25 protein-coding genes are annotated in these 19,317 nt (G+C 64.1%); 22 read left to right on the plus strand and 3 right to left on the minus strand.

Annotated elements, in window-relative coordinates:
- Positions 1–22 precede the first annotated feature (22 nt).
- From Q0330_RS01175 to Q0330_RS01240, 14 genes are all read left to right on the plus strand, one after another.
- Positions 23–511 (plus strand): hypothetical protein, encoded by a 489-nt coding sequence (locus Q0330_RS01175; protein ID WP_299473141.1) that lies wholly within the window; start codon positions 23–25, stop codon positions 509–511.
- Entirely contained in the window at positions 508–1,356 is an 849-nt protein-coding gene (locus Q0330_RS01180; protein ID WP_299473143.1) for an ATP-binding protein, read from the plus strand. Before Q0330_RS01175 ends, Q0330_RS01180 begins: the two co-directional genes overlap by 4 nt.
- A 5-nt stretch (positions 1,357–1,361) precedes the next feature.
- Positions 1,362–2,045: a hypothetical protein gene (locus Q0330_RS01185; protein WP_299473145.1), complete on the plus strand. Its 684-nt coding sequence runs from the start codon at positions 1,362–1,364 to the stop codon at positions 2,043–2,045.
- Entirely contained in the window at positions 2,042–2,275 is a 234-nt protein-coding gene (locus Q0330_RS01190) for a hypothetical protein (RefSeq protein WP_299473147.1), read from the plus strand. The genes Q0330_RS01185 and Q0330_RS01190 overlap by 4 nt, the downstream gene beginning before the upstream one ends.
- Positions 2,276–2,499: 224 nt before the next feature.
- Positions 2,500–2,700 (plus strand): DUF6511 domain-containing protein, encoded by a 201-nt coding sequence (locus Q0330_RS01195; RefSeq protein WP_299473377.1) that lies wholly within the window; start codon positions 2,500–2,502, stop codon positions 2,698–2,700.
- Between the two features lie 13 nt (positions 2,701–2,713).
- Complete coding sequence (locus tag Q0330_RS01200) at positions 2,714–3,487, plus strand: hypothetical protein (RefSeq protein WP_299473149.1); 774 nt, start codon at positions 2,714–2,716, stop codon at positions 3,485–3,487.
- Complete coding sequence (locus tag Q0330_RS01205; protein ID WP_299473151.1) at positions 3,484–4,767, plus strand: AAA family ATPase; 1,284 nt, start codon at positions 3,484–3,486, stop codon at positions 4,765–4,767. The genes Q0330_RS01200 and Q0330_RS01205 overlap by 4 nt, the downstream gene beginning before the upstream one ends.
- 11 nt (positions 4,768–4,778) lie before the next feature.
- Positions 4,779–7,733 carry a toprim domain-containing protein gene (locus tag Q0330_RS01210; protein WP_299473153.1) on the plus strand — a complete coding sequence of 985 codons (2,955 nt, stop codon included), beginning with the start codon at positions 4,779–4,781 and terminating at the stop codon, positions 7,731–7,733.
- Positions 7,734–7,908: 175 nt separating this feature from the next.
- The gene (locus Q0330_RS01215; protein ID WP_299473380.1) at positions 7,909–8,379 is read left to right on the plus strand and encodes a hypothetical protein; all 471 of its coding nucleotides are present in this window, start codon (positions 7,909–7,911) and stop codon (positions 8,377–8,379) included.
- Positions 8,376–8,573, plus strand: a complete 198-nt coding sequence (locus tag Q0330_RS01220) for a hypothetical protein (RefSeq protein ID WP_299473155.1) — start codon at positions 8,376–8,378, stop codon at positions 8,571–8,573. Before Q0330_RS01215 ends, Q0330_RS01220 begins: the two co-directional genes overlap by 4 nt.
- A complete protein-coding gene (locus Q0330_RS01225) occupies positions 8,566–8,946 on the plus strand; it encodes a DUF6362 family protein (protein WP_299473157.1) in 381 nt (126 codons plus the stop codon). Before Q0330_RS01220 ends, Q0330_RS01225 begins: the two co-directional genes overlap by 8 nt.
- 131 nt (positions 8,947–9,077) lie before the next feature.
- Positions 9,078–9,422 carry an HNH endonuclease signature motif containing protein gene (locus Q0330_RS01230; RefSeq protein ID WP_299473159.1) on the plus strand — a complete coding sequence of 115 codons (345 nt, stop codon included), beginning with the start codon at positions 9,078–9,080 and terminating at the stop codon, positions 9,420–9,422.
- A 134-nt stretch (positions 9,423–9,556) separates the two neighbouring features.
- On the plus strand, positions 9,557–10,918 hold the full coding sequence (locus Q0330_RS01235; protein WP_299473161.1) for a ParB N-terminal domain-containing protein: 1,362 nt from the start codon (positions 9,557–9,559) through the stop codon (positions 10,916–10,918).
- Positions 10,915–11,139, plus strand: coding sequence for a hypothetical protein (locus Q0330_RS01240; protein WP_299473163.1), 225 nt, complete (start codon positions 10,915–10,917; stop codon positions 11,137–11,139). Before Q0330_RS01235 ends, Q0330_RS01240 begins: the two co-directional genes overlap by 4 nt.
- Positions 11,140–11,151: 12 nt before the next feature.
- Here Q0330_RS01240 and Q0330_RS01245 read toward each other — a convergent pair whose 3' ends face one another.
- The 3 genes from Q0330_RS01245 to Q0330_RS01255 form a co-directional block, all read right to left on the minus strand.
- Complete coding sequence (locus tag Q0330_RS01245) at positions 11,152–11,310, minus strand: hypothetical protein (protein WP_299473165.1); 159 nt, start codon at positions 11,308–11,310, stop codon at positions 11,152–11,154.
- 98 nt (positions 11,311–11,408) lie between these two features.
- Positions 11,409–11,714 (minus strand): DUF982 domain-containing protein, encoded by a 306-nt coding sequence (locus Q0330_RS01250; RefSeq protein WP_299473167.1) that lies wholly within the window; start codon positions 11,712–11,714, stop codon positions 11,409–11,411.
- A 79-nt stretch (positions 11,715–11,793) separates the two neighbouring features.
- Positions 11,794–12,000, minus strand: coding sequence for a cold-shock protein (locus Q0330_RS01255; protein ID WP_011748352.1), 207 nt, complete (start codon positions 11,998–12,000; stop codon positions 11,794–11,796).
- Positions 12,001–12,245: 245 nt separating this feature from the next.
- Here Q0330_RS01255 and Q0330_RS01260 point away from each other — a divergent pair, with 245 nt between their 5' ends.
- The 8 genes from Q0330_RS01260 (at position 12,246) to Q0330_RS01295 (ending at position 19,302) form a co-directional block, all read left to right on the plus strand.
- Positions 12,246–12,677 (plus strand): phage terminase small subunit P27 family, encoded by a 432-nt coding sequence (locus Q0330_RS01260; RefSeq protein WP_299473383.1) that lies wholly within the window; start codon positions 12,246–12,248, stop codon positions 12,675–12,677.
- 88 nt (positions 12,678–12,765) lie between these two features.
- A complete protein-coding gene (locus tag Q0330_RS01265; protein WP_299473176.1) occupies positions 12,766–14,433 on the plus strand; it encodes a terminase TerL endonuclease subunit in 1,668 nt (555 codons plus the stop codon).
- 30 nt (positions 14,434–14,463) lie between these two features.
- On the plus strand, positions 14,464–15,756 hold the full coding sequence (locus Q0330_RS01270; RefSeq protein ID WP_299473178.1) for a phage portal protein: 1,293 nt from the start codon (positions 14,464–14,466) through the stop codon (positions 15,754–15,756).
- On the plus strand, positions 15,743–16,591 hold the full coding sequence (locus Q0330_RS01275; protein ID WP_299473180.1) for a head maturation protease, ClpP-related: 849 nt from the start codon (positions 15,743–15,745) through the stop codon (positions 16,589–16,591). Before Q0330_RS01270 ends, Q0330_RS01275 begins: the two co-directional genes overlap by 14 nt.
- 9 nt (positions 16,592–16,600) lie before the next feature.
- On the plus strand, positions 16,601–17,881 hold the full coding sequence (locus Q0330_RS01280) for a phage major capsid protein (protein ID WP_299473182.1): 1,281 nt from the start codon (positions 16,601–16,603) through the stop codon (positions 17,879–17,881).
- 59 nt (positions 17,882–17,940) lie between these two features.
- Positions 17,941–18,381 carry a hypothetical protein gene (locus Q0330_RS01285; protein WP_299473184.1) on the plus strand — a complete coding sequence of 147 codons (441 nt, stop codon included), beginning with the start codon at positions 17,941–17,943 and terminating at the stop codon, positions 18,379–18,381.
- Between the two features lie 52 nt (positions 18,382–18,433).
- Positions 18,434–18,973, plus strand: coding sequence for a head-tail connector protein (locus Q0330_RS01290; protein WP_299473186.1), 540 nt, complete (start codon positions 18,434–18,436; stop codon positions 18,971–18,973).
- A complete protein-coding gene (locus tag Q0330_RS01295; RefSeq protein WP_299473188.1) occupies positions 18,970–19,302 on the plus strand; it encodes a phage head closure protein in 333 nt (110 codons plus the stop codon). Before Q0330_RS01290 ends, Q0330_RS01295 begins: the two co-directional genes overlap by 4 nt.
- Positions 19,303–19,317: the final 15 nt, after the last annotated feature.

Here is a 19,317-nt window from a genome sequence, read left to right on the forward strand (position 1 = left end):
ATTCCCCAACTGGAGATCAATTATGTCATACCCGAAGAACACGCCGAGCATCGATGAGATGCTCAACCTGCCGACCGGAGAGATCGCCCAACTGCCGGTCGAACTGCTCGCTGCCATGCAACACGAGATCACCGAGGCCAGCCGCCAGATGCGTGCCGTCGCCGCTCGGTTCAATGCGGCACTGGATGTTCGCTATGCCGCCCGCGCCGCCGAGGAACGTCAGATTGCTGGCAAGGACACCGGCATCGTCCGCATGGATGACGGAGACTTCACCGTGGTCGCGGATCTGCCGAAACGGGTCGATTGGGATCAGGAGAGCCTCGCGATCATGGTCGAGCGCATTCGGGCGGCCGGAGACGACCCGGCTGAGTATGTCGACATCACCTTCAAGGTGCCGGAGCGCAAATACGCAGCTTGGCCCGATGCCATCCGCCAGGGCTTCGAGCCTGCGCGCACCGTCAGGCCCGGCGCGCTCAAGATCGAGTTCCGGCCGCAGGGGGACGATCAATGACCCTGCGCATTATCACTGCCGATGACCGGCTGCGCGAGGCACAGGGCAAGACCACCATGGCATTGTTCGGGCCGAGCGGTGTGGGCAAGACCACGCTGCTCAAGACCCTGCCGCCCGCCGAGACGCTTTGCATCGATCTGGAGGCGGGCCTGAAATCGGTCCAGGACTGGCCGGGCGACAGTATCCCGATCCGGCGGTTTTCCGATGCGGTTGATATCGCCTGCCTGATCGGTGGTGCAAACCCGGCCGCCCAGAAGGATGAGCATTTCTCGGAAGCGCATCATAACCATCTGCGCACCAAGCATCCTGAACTGGCCAGGAAGATCGATACCAAGCGTATCATCTTTGTCGACAGCATCACCGACCTTACGCGCCAGGCGATGGCATGGGCCAAGACCCGGCCCGAGGCGCTGTCGGAGCGGACCGGCAAACCGGACACGCGCGGCGCCTATGGGCTGCTGGCGCGCGAGGTCATTGGGCTGCTGAAACATCTCCAGCACGCGCCGGGGCGCACGGTCATCTTCGTCGGCATCCTCGAGAAGGTCATCGATGACATGAACCGGGCGAGCTGGCAGCCGCAGATGGAAGGCAGCAAGGCCGCGCGCGAATTGCCCGGCATTGTCGACCAGGTTTTGACGCTCAGCCTGTTTACGCAGGAAAGCGGCAAGGACGGCATCAAGGCCTGGCGGCACGATCCCGACAAGGGCACCGCACGCCGCCTTGTTTGCCGCTCCGGAAATCCCTGGGGCCTGCCGGCCAAGGACCGCAGCGGAAAACTCGACCTCACTGAGCCCGCCGATCTCGGCGCGCTCCTCACCAAGATCAACCAGACCCCGAAAGGATAATCGAGATGACCTTCGATATGAATGATGTTGCGCCGCAGCAATCCGGCGACCTGATCCCCGACGGCACCTTTGCCAAGGTGACGATGTCGATCCGCAAGGGCGGCACGGACGGGACGAGCGAAGTGGATCGCGGCCTTCTGAAGCCCTCGAGCCAGCCCGGCAGCGATGTGCTGATGGTGGATGCCGAATTTACCGTGGCCGAGGGCCCGCATGCGCGGCGCAAGTTCTGGCAGAACTTCACCGTGCAGGGCGGAAAGCTCGACGAGCAGGGCCAATCGATCGGCTGGAAAATCTCCAAGAGCCAGTTCCGCGCGATGATCGACAGCGCGCTGGGGTTGAACCCCGAGGACATGAGCGAGGGCGCGAAAGCCAAGCGGGTGCTGCGCGGGCTCGCCGATCTCGACGGCATCACCTTCGTCGCGAAGATCCAGATCGAGCCGAACCGCAACCCGGCCTACAAGGACGCCAACAAGCTCGATCATGTCGTGCTGCCGACGGCACCTGAATGGCAGAAGGTGATGGATGGCGAGACGGTGCCCACGCAGCCATCGAACAAGCCCCGTCCCGCTGCCGCGCCTGCGCAGCCCGTGGCCCCGTCCTGGGGCCAGCCGCAACCGGCCGCCGAGCCCGTCCCCCAAACGCCGCCTGCCGCTGCCCCCGGTAACGGCCCGGCCTGGCTGAACCCGTGAGCCCGGATGAATGGCAGGCGCATGTCACGACGGAGGCAGCCCTTGCGATGGGGCGCTGGCTCGAAGCGCGGGGGCGGCTCGACCGCCCCATCGCCACTCTCACGCGAAAGGACCTCGAATGCATGGCGTCAAACGCGATCAGCCGGTTCGTCGTTCTCGCCTCAAAACGGCGGACACAGGCCCCGGATCCGGAGGAACGCGACATGCTCGATCTGCTGCTCATGGGGTGAGCGGCGTCTCGGAAACGCTCCGGGGGAGCGTTTCAGCCGCGAACGGGCGAAGCCCTTTATCTCGGTCCCAGCTTGGTCGTCGCGTCCCTTGTGCGCTGTGCGGTCGGGAGGCGCGCGGATTTGGCTACTGCCATCAGCTGCAATGGGATCGCCATCCCCATCACCGTTTTTGCTCGATGGCCTGCCTCACCACTGGCAGCGCCATCGCCCGGAGGAATTTTGGAATGATTGACAAGACTGACATGGAAACCCGCGCGATCTGCGAGGCGCGCAGGATGCTTGCTGAAGCGCTGACCGAGATGGGGCTGATGGCTCCGTTCTTTGACCGGCCTGCGGCGGATATCGATCGCGTGATCGAAGCCTGCGTCGACGGGTTCCAAGCCTCGTTGCAGCGCCAGTCCGATGCCGGCGAAGTGCCTTTTTGAGCCGGAGGACAGCATGGTCGATCTCAACCACAAATCCGGCTTTGTCTATGGCCGCGCGCCCACTGATCCCGCACCTCTCGGCGCGCGGATCAACATGTCCATCGATGCTGCATTGGAAGCCGAGCGCGAAGGCCAGCACCCGCGTGACTATCTCGGGGCCAGCCGCATTGGCGAGCCCTGCGCGCGGCGGCTCGTTTATGAGTTCACCAAGACGCCCGTCGATCCCGGAAAGGAGTTTGCAGGGCGTACATTGCGTATCTTTGAGGCCGGTGAAGTCTTCGAGGATCTGGCGATCCGCTGGCTGCGGGCCGCAGGGTTTGATCTGCGTACCGAACAGCCAGGTGGCGGGCAGTTCGGCTTTGAGACTGCTGGTGGGCGCATCCGTGGCCATGTGGATGGCGTGATCGTCGGCGGTCCGGATCTGGGGCTCGACTGGCCGGTACTCTGGGAGCACAAGGCGCTGAAGGCGTCCTCGTGGTCGGACACCGCTACGAAGGGCGTGCAGCTCTCGAAGCCCATCTATTTCGGGCAGATGCAGATCTACATGGCCTATATGGGCCTCGGCTCTGCGCTCTTTTCCGCGCTGAACAAGGATACCTGCGAGCTCTACCATGAGCATGTGCCGTTTGATCCGAATGCTGCGCAGGCACTCTCGGACAAGGCGGTCGATGTGCTGCGCGCTGCGGATGCGGGCGAGCTGTTGGCCCGGATTGCAACCAACCCCGACTTCTATCTCTGCCGGTTCTGCCCGTTCTCGGCGCGGTGTTGGAAGGCAGGCCAGCCATGAGCATCGATCTCTCGCAAGTACAGATGCGCGCCATCGCCGCCATTCGCGACTGGTATCTGCATCGGACAGATACGCAGCAGGTGTTTCGGGTCTTCGGTTATGCGGGAACCGGCAAAACCACGATCACCGGCAAGGCGATCAAGGCGTTGGGGCTCGAGCCGATGACACCGGGTGGGCTTGGCGGTGTGCTCTTTGCCGCCTTTACCGGCAAAGCCGTTCACGTGATGACACAAAAGGGCACCCCCGCGCAGACCATCCACAGCCTGATCTACCGCGTCTCCGAGGCGACGCCGGAGGAGATCGAGCGGGTGACCGAGGAGTTGGCGGTCCTGAAAGGGGACCTGCCGCGGATGGGAGTGGCCGAGCGCAGCTTTGCCGAGGCACAGATTGCCCAACTGAACCTTCGTCTCGATCATATCCATGAGCTGCAATTCATCCTAAACCCGCAATCGGATCTCCGCGATGCCGATCTGCTGGTGCTCGACGAGGTATCAATGGTCGGCGCAGAGATGGCGCAAGACCTGCTTGCCTTCGGCAAGCCGATCCTGGTTCTGGGCGATCCGGGCCAGCTGCCGCCAGTCAAGGACACAGGGTTCTTTACCGAGGCTGTCCCTGACGTGATGCTGACCGAGGTGCATCGGCAGGCAGCAGACAGCCCGATCCTGCGTCTCGCGACCATGGCGCGGCAGGGCCATGATATCCCTTTCGGTGCTTTTGACGATCAGGTCTGGAAGATGTCGCGGCGCGAGGTCGATCCGGCGCAAATGCTGCGCGGTGGCCAGGTCATTTGCGGCACGCACGCAACGAGACGCAGGCTCAATCGTGCAATGAAGAACGCGGCCGGTTTCGAGGCTGACTATCCGACAGGCCACGGCGAGAAGATCATCTGCCTCAAGAACCGCCACGATCTCGGGCTGATCAATGGCATGTTCCTGACGCTCACGAATGTGCAGGCCCATCCGCATAACGACCGGGCTTTTCGCGCCAGCGTGCAGACGGATGACGCAACGCCTCTCGCGGGCATGCATGACTTCTGGCGCGGCGAATTCGATGACCATGTGTGCTTCGATCCGGATCGGCATCGCCATGAATGGCTGGCCAGCCGTGGGCTGATCCAGTCGAGCTGGGGCTACGCGATCACCTGCCACAAAGCCCAAGGCTCGCAATGGGAAAACGTCGTGGTCTTCGATGACGGTTTTGGCCGCACGGCCGACGACCGCAAACGCTGGCTCTACACCGCCATTACCCGGGCCGAACGCGGCCTGCTGATCCTGTCATGAAGGAGCCTGCCATGAATGCAGTTGTCATCGATCTCAACGATATCGCTCCGGCGCATATGCAGCCCGCGCGTTATGATCTGGACCTGATCGTGCAGCGCTTGCGCGAGACGGCAGAGAGCTGGGTGCCGCGTCTCTTTCCGAACGGCAAGCGCGTAGGCGATGAATGGCGCCTTGCCAATATCCGCGGAGACGCGCCGCGCAACACCGGCTCTTGCGTCATCAGCCTGCGTGGACCGCATGCAGGTGACTGGGTCGACTTCGACGGCAATGAGGGTGGTGGCCCGATCAGCACGATCGGAGAAGGCACGGACCTGTCGGGGCGTGAGGTCATCATCGAGGCGGCAGAGATGACCGGTGTGTCCTCCGGAGCGCCGATCCGCAAAATGCCCGCCGCCAAGCCTGCACCAAAACGCGACGCCACACAGGATATCGCCCATATCCTGTCCAGAGCCGAGCCGATCGCGGGCACGCCCGCCGCGGCCTATCTCGCGGGCCGTGCCCTGACGGTGCCAGACCAGAGTGATCTGCTGTTTCATCCGGATCTGACGCATTGGGAGACGAAGACCGGCTATGCCGCTCTGCTCGGGCAGGTGCGCGATCGCAGCGGCGAGGTGATCGGACTGCATCGCACCTACATCGTTGAAGACGGCAACGGGGTGCGCAAAGCGCCGGTCTCGAAGCCCAAGATGATGCTCGGGCGCATCGCCGGCGGTGCCGTGCGGCTCGCACCGCTCGGGACCGCTGACCGGCTGGCGCTGTCAGAAGGTATCGAGACCGGGCTCGCGGTCATGACCGCCTGTCCCGATCTGCCGGTCTGGGCCACGCTCTCGACCTCCGGCCTCGAACAGATCGATCTCCCGCCCGCGGCGCAGCGGGTGCTGATCCTGGCCGATCATGATGCATCCGGGGCAGGACTGCGGGCCGCCGAAGCCTGCGCCCGCCGCCTGCGCGCGCAAGGGCGTGATGTCGCCATCGCCGTGCCGCCCGAAGAAGGCCAGGACTTTAATGACCTGCTGCTCGGCGACGGTCCTGCTGCCGTCGCGGCGCTGATCGCCGATGCGGAGGCCATCACCGAGGCCGATACCGTCCTTCAGACCGGCCAGCATCGTCCGCTCAACTATCAGGGCTCAGGCGAGAGCGTTCCGACCCTGCGGGCCGACGAGGGTGATCTGGGGCGCGCGGTGGCACAGGTCTGGAGCGTACTCATGGCCTCGAACCGGACGCCATGGGTGTTTCGCTTCGCCGGGCTGCCCACATGGGTCGTCCCGGACGATGAGGGCCGCCCGGTGGCTACCATGCTCAATGAGGAACGCCTGCGCCATATGCTCGCGCGGCTCGCCCGCTGGGTCCGCGAGAATGCCAAGGGTGAACTGCTGCCAGCGCCGCCGCCCTTGCCGGTGGTCAAATCGGTCCTGGCGACACCCGACCCGGCGCTGCCCGTGCTGACCGGCATCGTCAACACGCCGGTCTTCGGCCGCTCCGGCACGCTGATCACGACGCCCGGCTACCACCCTGATGCTCGGCTGCTCTACATTCCGGCACCGGGGTTCAGCGTTCCGGACATTCCCGCCAAGCCCTCACAGGCGGAGATCGACGCGGCGCGCGCGCTAATCTGCGAGGACCTCTTTGGCGATTTCCCGTTCACCAGCGAGGCCGAGCGCGCCCATGTGGTGGCGCTCCTGCTGCTCGGCTTCCTGCGCGGCATGATCGACGGGCCGACACCGCTGCATCTCATCGAAAAGCCGACGCCCGGCACCGGAGCCACGCTGATGGTCGATGCCGTGGCCACGATACTCACCGGCACGGGTGCCAGCGTGATGACCGAGGGGCGCGATGACGAGGAATGGCGCAAGCGCGTCACCGCCAAGCTGCGCCAGATCCCCTCGATCATCCTGATCGACAACCTGCGCGCCAAGCTTGACAGCTCGGCCGTGGCGGCCGCGTTGACGGCTCCCTTCTGGGAGGACCGGGTTCTCGGCGCCTCGGAAATGACCCGACTGCCGATCCGCTGTCTCTGGATCGCGACCGGCAACAATCCCGAGTTCTCCAATGAAATGGCGCGGCGACTGGTGCGCATCCGGCTTGATGCCAATGTCGAGCGCCCCTGGCAGCGGGCAGGCTTTCGCCATCCGGATCTGATGGTCTGGATCCGCGCCAACCGCGCGCGCATCGTCGCTGCCTGCCTGACGCTGTGCCAGGCCTGGGTTGCCGCAGGCAAGCCGCGGGGCAGCAAGACCATCGGCTCCTATGAAAACTGGGCGCAGGTGATCGGCGGCGTGCTCGAGACCGCGGGCATCCCCGGCTTTCTCGGCAATCTGGAGGAGATGATGGCCGCGTCCGATAGCGAGGGTGCAGGCTGGAGCACGTTCATCGCCGCCTGGTGGGATCGGTTCGGGACGGCCTCCGTGCTGTCCGCTGACCTGTTTGATGTGGCAGCGTTTTGCGATCCGGGACCTCCGATATCTGGTTCCACAGAGCGCGCGCAGAAAACCGCGTTCGGCAAGGCGATTTCGCGCATGCGTGATCGGATATTCCGGATTGAAACTGTGAGTGTCCGCCTTCGGTCGGCTGGAACATATCAACGAGCTGCTAAGTGGAAGCTTGAGCTTGTTGAGGAGTGTCAGGGCACATCTGATCAACCTGCGGGTGCGGACGCTTGTGAACGTTGGGGAGGTCCTGTGAACATTCAAAACCGATGTTCACACAAGCAACCCACTGATCCAGAAGGCAAATGTGAACATCGTGAACATGGTGAACGTTTTTCCGCCCTTTCACGCACGCGCGCACACGCGCGCGCATATGAGGGGAATGGGCCCGGAATAGGTTCACAATGTTCACAATGTTCACAATGTTCACAAACGACAGTGAATTCAATGGCTTCAGGTTGTGAACTTCTGTGTGAACCTCAAAGCGAAGGTTCACAACCTTCCCCGATCCCCGATTGGCTGAAGGAACTCGACCCATGAGCCCACAGCCGATCTCATCGCTTCATCCGACGACGGCGGCCGGTACCGCCAAGCACATGACCGCCGTCGTCTTCCACCCGAGTCGCCAACCCAAAAAAGGAGACCACCCATGGCTGACCTGACTCTGACCAGCGCCAACGCAGGCGCAATCCCGAAAATGCCCGAGCGGTCTGAGATGGGCCGCGCGATTATCGGCCTTGATCTGGGCACCACCACCGGCTGGGCGCTGCATGGCGCCGACCGTCTGATCACCAGCGGCACCGTGTCGTTCCGCCCCGGTCGCTTTGACGGCGGCGGCATGCGTTACTTGCGGTTCACAAATTGGCTGACCGAGATTGACCGCCTGTCCGGACCGATCGAAGCGATCTATTTCGAAGAGGTGCGCCGCCACATGGGCACCGATGCGGCCCATGTCTACGGCGGCTTGATGGCCACGCTGAGCGCATGGGCTGAGATGCGCGGCGTGCCCTACGAGGGTGTCCCCGTCGGCACGATCAAAAAACATGCCACCGGCAAGGGCAACGCGAACAAGGAGGCGATGATCACCGCTGCACGGGACCGAGGGTTCAGCCCCGTCGACGATAATGAGGCTGACGCGATCGCCATCCTGCTCTGGGCGATTGAAACCCGGGGAGGTGTCGCATGAGGTGGTATCCACACGGCTACGGTGGCCAGCGCCGCGAGCCCGACCTCGTCAAACGCGATGGTTGGCGGGAACTGGGTGTGCTGGCCGTCAGCATCGATGATCACCGTCTGACCTGGCCGGAGCGTGAACTGGTCGAACAGCTGGGGACCAAGCTTTACGGGCCCCGGCCCACGGAGGAGGTGCGCCATGGCTGAACGTAACTGGACCGCTGATGACGTCGCAGAGCATTTCGAGGAAGCGTTCCGCACCCTGCGCAAGCTGCCGCCGGTCAAGGCGCAGGGCTACTTCAACACCTGGCCCGACATCGTGCGGACCAGCCGCGAGATCGCGGCGATGGAGCCGCAACCGATGCGGGTCTGCCCCTCGGCCGCCGCCATCACCCGGCTCGAGCAGACCTTCGATTGGGTCCTCTGGATCGAGACAGCAGAGCGCAAGCTGATTTGGTCTCGCGCGGCCCGCGTGCCGTGGAAACAGATCAGCTGCGAGCTGGGATGCGATCGCACCACCGCGTGGCGGCGCTGGCAGCTTGCGCTCACCAAGATCGCGGCGCGGCTGAATGCGGCGTGATTCCAAAGTGTTGCAACACTTTTGTGTTCGACACATGCAACAGATTGGTGCTATAAACAGGATATGATCGGGAGAAGAGCGTCAAGAACGCCCCCGGTCGTTTCTCATCCCTTTCGTACTTGCGAGGCACCATGGCTGTTCGCCCGCCCATCCATCGCCCGGTGGGGCGACGCGACAAACGTGAGGCTGACCGGGACTACGCCCGCAGGCGTGATCCAGCCATTCGCGCGCTTTACGCCTCTGCCCGGTGGCAGCGCGCCCGGCGACACTTCCTGGCGCAGCACCCGCTCTGCGCCGAATGCGAGCGCCAGGGGCGCGTGAGCGCGGCCAACACCGTCGATCACATCATCCCGCACCGCGGCGACACAGAGCGGTTCTGGGACCCGAACGGTTGGCAGGCGCTCTGTGCGAGCTGTCACAGTCGCAAGACCGCCGCCGAGGATGGCGGCTTTGGCAACGCCCGCCGCCGATCATAAACCAACGCCATCCCCCCCCGGGGGAGGTCAAATCTCTGGGGCCTTTCAGCCCCGGACCGGGCGCCAAGCTTTCTGCATCCGCGGCCAAAATGGCGAGGGGGGGGTAGCGGCCCATGCAACAAGGAAATACAGCCGTGTCCGATCGCGAACTTGTCATCGAATATCGTGCGCTTGATCGCCTCGTGCCTTACGCGCGCAACGCCCGTACCCATTCCGAGGCGCAGCTGGCCGAGATCGCCGGCTCGATCCGCGCGTTCGGGTTCGTGAACCCGGTGCTGATCGCCGAGGACGGCACCATCATCGCCGGCCATGGTCGCGTACTGGCCGCGCGCCTGCTTGGCATGGACGCCGTGCCCTCCATCAGGCTGACCGGCCTGACCGAGAGCCAGCGCCGGGCGCTGGTGCTGGCCGACAACCGCATCGCGCTGAATGCGGGCTGGGACGAGGCGCTGCTGGCGCTGGAACTGTCCGACCTGAAGGAGGCGGGTTTCGATCTCGGGATCATGGGCTTTGAGGACGGCGAACTGGACCGACTGCTGGCCGGCGCGGAAGCGGAGGACGAGACGTCGACGCCACCCGTCATTATCCCCGAGCCTCCGCGTCACCCGGCCTCGCGCACCGGCGATCTGTGGTTGCTCGGCGCCCACCGGCTGCTCTGCGGCGACGCGACGTCCCATGACGACGTGCGCCGGTTGATGAACGGCGAGCGCGCCGTGCTATTTGCGACCGACCCGCCCTATCTGGTCGATTACGACGGCTCGAACCATCCGACCCGCAACAAGGACTGGTCGGCGTCCTACGGCACGACCTGGGACGACAGCAGCCAAGGCGCAGAACTCTACGACGGCTTCATCGGCGCGGCCATCGCAGAGGCGATCACCGAGGACGCCGCCTGGTATTGCTGGCACGCTTCGCGCCGCCAGGCGATGCTGGAAGCCTGCTGGGAAAAGGCCGGGGCGTTTGTGCATCAGCAGATCATCTGGGTGAAGGACCGCGGTGTTCTCACCCGGTCGCATTATCTCTGGAAGCACGAACCTTGCTTCATGGGCTGGCGTCGCCCGAACCGGCCGCCCAAGGTCGCCGATCAGACGCTGCCCTCGACCTGGGAGATGCCGTCCTTCGCCAGGGACGAGCGCCCCGATCACCCGACCCCGAAGCCGCTCGATGCCTTCGGCATCCCAATGCGCCAGCACGTCGCGCGCGGCGGGCTTTGCTATGAGCCCTTCTGCGGCTCCGGGTCGCAGATCATGGCCGGCGAGGTCAACGGTCGGCGCGTCTTCGCGATGGAGATCAGCCCGGCCTATGTCGATGTCGCCGTCGAACGGTGGCAGGCCGAGACCGGCCGCGATGTGATCCTCGACGGCGACGGACGGACCTTCACCGAGGTGAAGGCCGAGCGGCTTGGTGAACACGCAGGCACGGATGCGGAGGCGGATGGCGACGCTGACGGTGATGCCTCCGCCCGCAAGCGGCGCAGCCGGAGCAAGGCGGCATGAAACAATCCCGTCTCATGTCGCTGGCCGAGTCCGTCGCCAACGTGATCGTCGGCTACGGCGTCGCGGTTGTCACGCAGATCCTGATCTTTCCCATCTTCGGCCTGCACACCACGCTGGCGCAGAACCTGAAGATCGGCGCCGCATTCACGGTCATGTCGATTGCCCGTCCCTTCGCCTTGCGGAGGGTGTTCGAGGCGATCCGGATGCGGCGTGCACAATGAAACACCGCGCGGTCACTCGACTGCGGTCTTCGGTGCCCGCGCCATTCGGCGGTTTTTCAGCACCCGCTCAACCATCGCCTGTGCAGGGCCGTCGCCAACCCCAAGGTCGTGGCAGTTCTGCAGGATCAGAAATGCGAGATCTGCGTCGGTTCGGTCCTCGGAGTTGGGCATCGGCTTTCCTTTCGCGAGCGGGGTTGCTTCACCGCGGTCGTATCATTGTCGGCGCCGCGCAAGGACCGTCCCGCCGGTCCGGTGGTCATTGTCGTGTATCACGCGTTGACGCGGTGCTCTGGTTGACTTGCGAGGTGCCGCGATACGAAGCCGGCCGATCTGGCCGCCACGATGAAGGCGCGGCGCGCAGTCGCGACCGATGCCATGCAGTCCATGGCAGCTTCCACCTGGTGAAGCGCACGATCACGCGCCTGGTCGGTGACGGGCCATTTCTTTCGCAACCAGTAGCGGACCTGTTCGGCTGTGGAGAAGTTCTGTATCTCGCCCGCAGACGAAACGACAAAGGACAAAGGTTTGCCCCAGTGGATTTCTATCAAAGTCAGTTCTTTCAGGAAGTTCGGCACCGGGGAACGCTATGCACCCGGTGCTGGGTGAAGGAAGGCGCGCCAAGCCGCCGCCCAGCCTTCATGATGGATGTTTCGCTCAGGCGAGAACGAGATTCGTTGCCGAGTCCCGACCGTTACGGTCGCGCTCCAGATCGAATGAAACGGCCTGACCGTCATTCAGCTGGTGGATGCCAGCCCGCTCGACCGCAGAGATGTGGACGAAGATGTCCTTCGAGCCGCTCTCTGGCTGGATGAAGCCGAAACCCTTGGCGGAATTGAACCATTTCACGGTGCCATTGGCCATCGTGATACTCCTTGTCTGTATGTCGTTCGCACAACGCAACGACCCGGCAAAGCTGACGATCGAGAGCTGAGCCGGAAAAGGAGCAGATTCGAAATCAAGTGTTGCTGACTGCATATGGGGTCCGCTCGTGCGATTTGCGAGGGGTCGACGTCGAGTTTCGTATTCTTCGTGCCCGTTGCATTGGAGAAGATGCGGAAGAACCTGCCATGCCCGGTCGCAAACCCTTGCCGACGCAGTTGAAGCTGGTGAAAGGCACCGCACGGCCGCACCGGATCAACGCCGATGAGCCGAAGCCGGTTGTGGCAACACCACCGCCACCCGATCACCTCGAGGCGGCGGCGGCCGCGAAGTTCACCGAGATGGCGGGGCTGCTGGCCCGCCACGGGGTGATGACCGAGCTCGATGTGGGGGCGCTGGCGCGCTACGTGGTCATCTGGCGGCGTTGGCTCGAGGCCGAGGCCGAAGTCAAGCGCCGCGGCCCGGTGGTCAAGACCGTGGGTGGCAATATCATCCAGAACCCGTTTCTGGCGGTGGCCAACAAATGCCTGGCACAGATGGGACAGATCGAAGCTGAATTCGGGATGACGCCCTCCAGCCGCAGCCGGGTACGCATGGCCGAACCCACTGACAGTCGCGATCCATTCGAGGATTATCTGAACCGTGTCAGCAAGGCGTAAAACCGGCACCGGGCGGAAGTTGCCGTCCTGTCCGGTCACAGCCTACGCAAAGGCAGTCACCGGCGGAACGATCACCGCTGGCCGGCTGGTGAAGCTCGCCTGCGCGCGGCACCTGGAGGACCTGAAGACCGGCAAGAGCCGCGGCCTCTCCTGGGACCGCACGGCGGCGCTGCACGCGATCGAGTTCTTCACCCATCTGCGGCACTCGACCGGAGAGTGGGCCGGGCAGCCCTTCGTGCTGCAGCCGTGGCAAGCCTTCGTCGTCGGCGCGGTGTTCGGCTGGAAACGCGCCGATGGGCTGCGCCGGTTCCGCACAGCCTATGTCGAGGTGGCGCGCAAGAACGGAAAATCGGCACTGCTGGCTGGGATCGCGCTCTACGCGCTTATTGCTGATGGTGAGCCTGGCGCGCATGTCTATGCCGCGGCCACCACCCGCGATCAGGCGCGCATCGTGTTCGGGGAGGCCGAGCGCATGGTGGCGGCGAGTCCGGCATTGTCAGCGCGGGTGACTCGCACCGTGAACAACCTCGCGGTGCTGCCGACCGCGTCGTGGTTTCGGCCGCTCTCGGCGGATGCCAGCAAGATGGACGGGCTCAATGTGCATCTCGCCGCGGTGGATGAGGTGCATGAGCATCCTGGGCCGGAGATCATTCAAAAGCTCAACACCGCCACCGGCGCGCGCCGCCAGCCGCTGATCGTCGAGATCACCACGGCGGGGTATGACCGTCATTCTGTCTGCCGCCAGCATCACGAGTTCTCGGTCAAGGCGCTGGAGGGCACGGTGCCGCATGAGACGGCCGACAGCTGGTTTGCCTATATCGCCACCATCGATGAGGGCGATGACTGGACCGACGAGGCGGTCTGGGCAAAGGCCAACCCCAGCCTCGGCGTGACGGTGAAGATGGACGATCTGAAGCGGCAGATCGACGAGGCGCGGGAAATGCCCGCCCAGCAGAACGCGATCCGGCGGCTGCGGCTGAATGAATGGACCGAACAGGTCACCCGCTGGCTCGACATGGATGTCTGGGCCGAGGGCGGCCCGCCACCTGCCGCCGATTGGCAGATAGTGCGCAATGACCTTGCAGACGTGGAGCAGAAGCTGCTCGGGCGCGAATGTTATGGCGGGCTGGATCTGGCCCGGGTCAATGATCTCTCGGCCTTTGTGCTGCTCTTTCCACCTACCGGGGATCCGGCCCTCGGGGCGCTGGCGGATAAATGGATCACCCTCTGCCGATTCTGGGTGCCCGAGGAGGATATTCTGCGCCGGGGCAAGCGCGACCGGGTGCCTTACGCCACCTGGCGTGATCAGGGCTTCCTGACCGCCACCCCTGGCAATGCCACGGATTTTGCCTTCGTCGAGGCCGAGATCATCGATCTCTCTGCGCGGTTTGATCTGCGCGAGTTGGCCTATGATCGCACCTTCGCGGGTGAGATCGTCCAGCATCTGCAGGATGAGGGGCTGAACCTGGTGCAGTTTGGGCAGGGCTTTTTGAGCATGGCGGCACCGACGGCGGAACTGGAGCGGCTTTCGGTCTCGCGCATGCTTTGGCATGGCGGCCATCCGGTGCTGCGCTGGAACGCCTCCAACGTGGCGGTGCGCCACGATCCGGCGGGCAATATCAAGCCCGACAAGGAGCGCTCCAGCGAGCGTATCGATGGTATCGTCGCCACCTGCAACGCCCTCGGCCGGGCGCTGCTGCGCGACGTCAATGCCGGCCGCTCGGTCTATGACAATCGCGGCATCCTGATCCTTTAAGAGCAACGCCACATGTCTTTATGGTCCCGCTTGTTCGCAGGCAAAGCGCCTGCGGCACCGTCGCCGCGTGCCTCTGTCCAGGACGCTGGTGGTGGTCTGGCCATCACGACCGCAAGCGAGCTGGACGCGGCGCTGCGCGCCGGGGCGCTGAGCGCCTCTGGGGCCTCGGTGACGCCGGACAGCGCCATGCGGGTGGCGGCGGTCTATGCCTGCGTGCGTATCATTTCCGGGGCGGTGGCCACGCTGCCGCTGCACATCAAGCGCCGGGTCGATGCGCGCACCCGCGAGGATGCCTCGGACGCGCCGATTTGGCGGGTGTTGCGACGGCGGCCGAACCGCTGGCAGACACCATCGCAGTTCCGCCGCATGATGCAGGCGCATCTGCTGCTGCGCGGCAATGGCTATGCGATGATCGTGCGCTCGCGCGGCGAAGTCCGCGAACTGATCCCGCTGCACCCTGACCGAGTCGCGGTCACGCAGGGCGATGATCTTACTCTGGCCTACGTCTATACCCGGATGGATGGGCAGCGGGTGTCGCTGGAACAGGACGAGGTGCTGCATCTGGTCGGGCTGACGCTGGACGGTGTGCACGGGGTCTCGGCTATTGCCTATGCCCGCGAGACCATCGGTCTGGCGCTGGCGATGGAGGATCACGGGGCCACGACGTTCCGCAACGGGGCCCGGGTCAGCGGGGTGCTAAAACACCCGCAAAAGCTCGGCCCCGAGGCGGTGGCCAATCTCAAGGCCGGTCTGGACGCGTTCCGCGCCGGTGGCGAGCAGGACGGCAAGAACCTGATCCTCGAGGAAGGCATGGATTATTCCCGTATCGCCATGACCGCCGAGGACGCGCAATGGATCGAAAGCCGCAAGTTCAGCCGCACCGATATCGCCATGTTCTTCGGGGTGCCGCCGCACATGATTGGCGACACCGAGAAGTCCACCAGCTGGGGCACCGGCATCGAGCAGCAGTCGATCGGGTTCGTCGCCTATACGCTCGAGGATCACCTGACGATGTGGGAGGAGGCGATCGATCGCGATCTGATCGGAGCTGACGATACGCTCTATGCGCGCTTTAACCGCGCCGCCTTGGTCAAGGGCGACATCAAGGCCCGCTGGGAGGCCTATGTCAAAGGCCTGCAATGGGGCGTCTACAGCCCCAATGAAATCCGGGCGCTGGAAGACCAGAACCCGCGCGATGGCGGTGATATCTATTATCCGCCGCCAAACATGACGGCGGATGCCGAAGGCCCGAAGGACGATCCTTCTGCGCCGATGCCCGGACCTTCGCAAACAACGGAAAGGGATACCGATGAGCCTGCGTGACCTCCCGGCTGGACCGGAGTTTCAACGGCCTGCTGCCTATCAGTTTGATACGCCGTCCGATGCGCTGGCGAAATGGGCTGACATGCCGAGCGCGGCGACGGCCAGCGACAACACCACGGTCACGGTACTGGACGTCATCGGCGACGACGGCATTGGCGGTGGCGTGAGCGCAAAGCGGATCGCGGCGGCGCTGCGCGCGATCGGCAAGCGTGATGTCACAGTGCAGATCAACTCGCCGGGCGGGGACATGTTTGAAGGCATCGCCATTTACAACCTGCTGCGGGCGCATCCGGCCGCGGTGAGTATCGAGGTGCTGGGCATCGCGGCATCAGCGGCCTCGATTATTGCGATGGCAGGCGACAATATCCGCATGGCGCGGAGCAGCTTTTTGATGCTGCACAACGCCTGGGGCGTGGTGATTGGTAATCGCCACGACATGGCCGAGGCTGCGGCACTGTTCGAGCGTTTTGATGGCGCGCTGGCGGATATTTACGCGGCGCGCAGTGGCATGGCGCGATCTGAGATTGCCGCGCTGCTGGATGCCGAGACGTTTCTGACGGCTGAGGAGGCGGTGGCCGCCGGTATAGCGGATACCATCGCGGGCGGGGCCGACGCTTCCACATACGCGTCCCACGCTGCTGCGCAGTCCCGTCCCGACATTCAAGCCAAACGCCGCATAGATGCGGCTCTGGCGCAGCAAGGCATCCCCCGCAGCGAGCGGCGCGCGATGCTGAAACAGATTACCGGCACGCGCAACGCTGCCGAACCTGCCACGCATGACGCTGGCTTTGACCCTGCTGCCCTGCGGCAGCTTCTCGACACACTTCAAGCCTAGGAGGCTGTCATGACCGACATGACCAAACCCCGCATCCGCGGGGCCGTGCGCGTGCGCGCAGAGACCAGCGATGCGAACGCCATCGTCACCGAATTGAACAAGGCTTTTGCCGCGTTCAAAACCGAGCATCAGGAAGAGCTGAAAGGGATCAACGCCAAGTTTGCCGACGTTGTGCAGGCCGAGAAGGTCGAGCGCATCAATGCCGAGATCGGCAAGCTGCAGACGGCGCTGGATGACACCAATGCCCAGCTGGCGGCGGCCAGGCTCGGCGGCGCTGGTGACGGCCCGGCGGTCTCGACCGAGGCGCGCGACCATGCCCGCGCCTTCAACCAGTTCTTCCGGCGTGGCACCGAGGAGGGCTTGCGCGAGCTTGAGATGAAGGCCGCGCTGCGCACCGACAGCGACCCCGACGGTGGCTATGTCGTGCCTGATCAGATGGAGCAGACCATCGATCGGGTGCTGGGCACGGTTTCGGCCATGCGCTCCATCGCCAGTGTCATGTCGGTCTCGGCGGCCAGCTACAAGAAACTGGTCAACCGGGGCGGTGCCGGAGCAGGCTGGGTCGGTGAGCGCCAGGCGCGCCCGGAAACCGCAACTCCGACACTCGCGGAGCTGTCGTTTCCCGCCATAGAGATCTATGCCAATCCGGCGGCGACCCAGACATTGCTTGATGATGCCCGGGTCGATATCGCGGCCTGGCTGGCCGAGGAGGTCTCGACCGCTTTTGCAGAAGCCGAGGGTGCAGCCTTCATCAGCGGTGACGGGGTCAACCAGCCCCGCGGGCTCTTGTCCTATGACACGGTGGCCAACGCATCCCAGTCCTGGGGCAAGATCGGCTATACCGCCTCCGGCGTGGCCGCGGCCTTGACCGACAGCAGCCACAATGGCGTCGATGCGCTGATCGATCTGATTTATTCGATCAAGCAGGGATACCGGCAGAACGCCCGTTTCCTGATGAACAAGTCGCTGCAGGCGACGGTGCGCAAGCTGAAGTCCAAGACTGAGGAGCTCTATCTGTGGCAGCCCCCGGTGCAGGCGGGTCAACCGGCCACGCTGCTGGGCTATCCGATTACCGACGACGACAATATGCCCGATATTGGGGCGGGGACGTTCCCGGTGGCTTTTGGCGACTTCCGCCGTGGCTATCTAATTGTGGATCGCTTCGGCGTTCGCGTGCTGCGCGATCCCTATACCAACAAGCCCTACGTGCATTTCTACACCACCAAGCGCGTCGGCGGCGGGGTGCAGAACTTCGAGGCGATCAAGCTGCTGAAGATCGCGGCCTCCTGAGCCCGTGCGGGCGGGGTCGCTCGCCCGTACCACACCTCCATTCCTGAAAGGACACTTCGATGAAGGACATGCATTCCGATCTCTCGGTGGCCTCGGCCATCGACGCGGCGACGCTGACGGCGGACAGCACGCCAACAGCGATCGACCTGCGCGGCTATGACGCCGCTGAAATCGTGCTGGCGATCGGCGCTGGCGGCATCACGTTCACGTCCAGCAACAAGATCGAGTTCAAGCTGACGCAGTCCGATGACGACGCAAGCTATGAACCGGTCACCGAAGGCGATGTGCTCGGTGTTGATGAAATCAGCACCGGTGGTGTCATCAAGGCACTCGTGGCGGCGCATGCAACGGCCAACGTTTATCGCTTCGGCTATGTCGGCGGCAAACGATACGTGAAGCTGCTGGCGGCGTTTTCAGGCACCCATGGGACCGGCACGCCGATCGCAGGCGTCGTGATCCGGGGTCACGGCCAGATCAACCCGCAGGCCGCACAGGCCTGATGCTGACGCGCGGGCGGCGATGGTCGCCTGCCTTCTCTTGCGGAGATTGCTGATGACCACCCTTGTTCGCACCACAGCCCCAGCGGAGGCCCCGATCACGCTGAGTGAGGCAAAGGCGCAAATCCGCGTCGATCACAATGAGGAAGATCTGCTGATCCAGCATTATATTGACGCGGCCACCTCGCTGCTCGATGGGCCGGCGGGGTTGCTTGGGCGCTGCCTGGTGACCCAAAGCTGGCAGATGAGTATCGACGCTGTCACCGGGCCAATCCTGCTGCCGTTTCCGGACAGCACCATCGATGATGCAGTGTATACTGATGCTGCAGGTGGCACGCTGGTCTATGATCTTGCGCTGCAGGACCAGCGTCTGCTGCTCCGGCCGAGTTCAGGCCACGGTCGTCCGGTGGCGATCACGTTTACTGCCGGCTTTGGGTCTGCCGCCGATGTGCCGGCAGCCATTCGCCAGGCGATGCTGCTGCTCATTGCCCATTGGTATGACAACCGCGAGGCGGTCACAATGGGAGCGGCAGGATACTCCATGCTCATGGCCGTTGATGCGCTCCTGGCGCCTTATCGCAGGGTTCGGTTGTGACGGCCGGTAGATATGATCGCCGCGCACAGTTTCGCCGCCATGAGGAATATGATGACGGCTATGGCACCGTCTATCGCTGGGAGGATCATGGCGATCCGGTCTGGGTGCAGCTCACCCATGTCAGCGACAGTGAGAAATGGCAGGCCGCCCAGGTGCAGGCGACCGTGACATCCCGCCTGCGTCTGCGCTGGTCCAGCTTCGCCGCCGACATCAGCCCGCTCGATCGCGTCATCTGCGAGGGGCGCGATTACAACATCACGGGCGTCAAGGAAATCGGGCGGCGAAAGGCCATCGAGATCACCGCCAGCGCCCGCGCCGACCAGACCTGACAAGCGAGCCACGCC

The sequence above is a fragment of the uncultured Paracoccus sp. genome (genome assembly GCF_937873615.1).
Lineage (GTDB): Bacteria > Pseudomonadota > Alphaproteobacteria > Rhodobacterales > Rhodobacteraceae > Paracoccus.

Coding starts and splice junctions, on each gene's coding strand:
- Q0330_RS01175 (WP_299473141.1), top strand. CDS start 23: ATGTCATACCCGAAGAACACGCCGAGCATCGATGAGATGCTCAACCTG.
- Q0330_RS01180 (WP_299473143.1), top strand. CDS start 508: ATGACCCTGCGCATTATCACTGCCGATGACCGGCTGCGCGAGGCACAG.
- Q0330_RS01185 (WP_299473145.1), top strand. CDS start 1,362: ATGACCTTCGATATGAATGATGTTGCGCCGCAGCAATCCGGCGACCTG.
- Q0330_RS01195 (WP_299473377.1), top strand. CDS start 2,500: ATGATTGACAAGACTGACATGGAAACCCGCGCGATCTGCGAGGCGCGC.
- Q0330_RS01200 (WP_299473149.1), top strand. CDS start 2,714: ATGGTCGATCTCAACCACAAATCCGGCTTTGTCTATGGCCGCGCGCCC.
- Q0330_RS01205 (WP_299473151.1), top strand. CDS start 3,484: ATGAGCATCGATCTCTCGCAAGTACAGATGCGCGCCATCGCCGCCATT.
- Q0330_RS01210 (WP_299473153.1), top strand. CDS start 4,779: ATGAATGCAGTTGTCATCGATCTCAACGATATCGCTCCGGCGCATATG.
- Q0330_RS01215 (WP_299473380.1), top strand. CDS start 7,909: ATGGGCCGCGCGATTATCGGCCTTGATCTGGGCACCACCACCGGCTGG.
- Q0330_RS01220 (WP_299473155.1), top strand. CDS start 8,376: ATGAGGTGGTATCCACACGGCTACGGTGGCCAGCGCCGCGAGCCCGAC.
- Q0330_RS01225 (WP_299473157.1), top strand. CDS start 8,566: ATGGCTGAACGTAACTGGACCGCTGATGACGTCGCAGAGCATTTCGAG.
- Q0330_RS01230 (WP_299473159.1), top strand. CDS start 9,078: ATGGCTGTTCGCCCGCCCATCCATCGCCCGGTGGGGCGACGCGACAAA.
- Q0330_RS01240 (WP_299473163.1), top strand. CDS start 10,915: ATGAAACAATCCCGTCTCATGTCGCTGGCCGAGTCCGTCGCCAACGTG.
- Q0330_RS01245 (WP_299473165.1), bottom strand. CDS start 11,310: ATGCCCAACTCCGAGGACCGAACCGACGCAGATCTCGCATTTCTGATC.
- Q0330_RS01255 (WP_011748352.1), bottom strand. CDS start 12,000: ATGGCCAATGGCACCGTGAAATGGTTCAATTCCGCCAAGGGTTTCGGC.
- Q0330_RS01275 (WP_299473180.1), top strand. CDS start 15,743: ATGAGCCTGCGTGACCTCCCGGCTGGACCGGAGTTTCAACGGCCTGCT.
- Q0330_RS01280 (WP_299473182.1), top strand. CDS start 16,601: ATGACCGACATGACCAAACCCCGCATCCGCGGGGCCGTGCGCGTGCGC.
- Q0330_RS01285 (WP_299473184.1), top strand. CDS start 17,941: ATGAAGGACATGCATTCCGATCTCTCGGTGGCCTCGGCCATCGACGCG.
- Q0330_RS01290 (WP_299473186.1), top strand. CDS start 18,434: ATGACCACCCTTGTTCGCACCACAGCCCCAGCGGAGGCCCCGATCACG.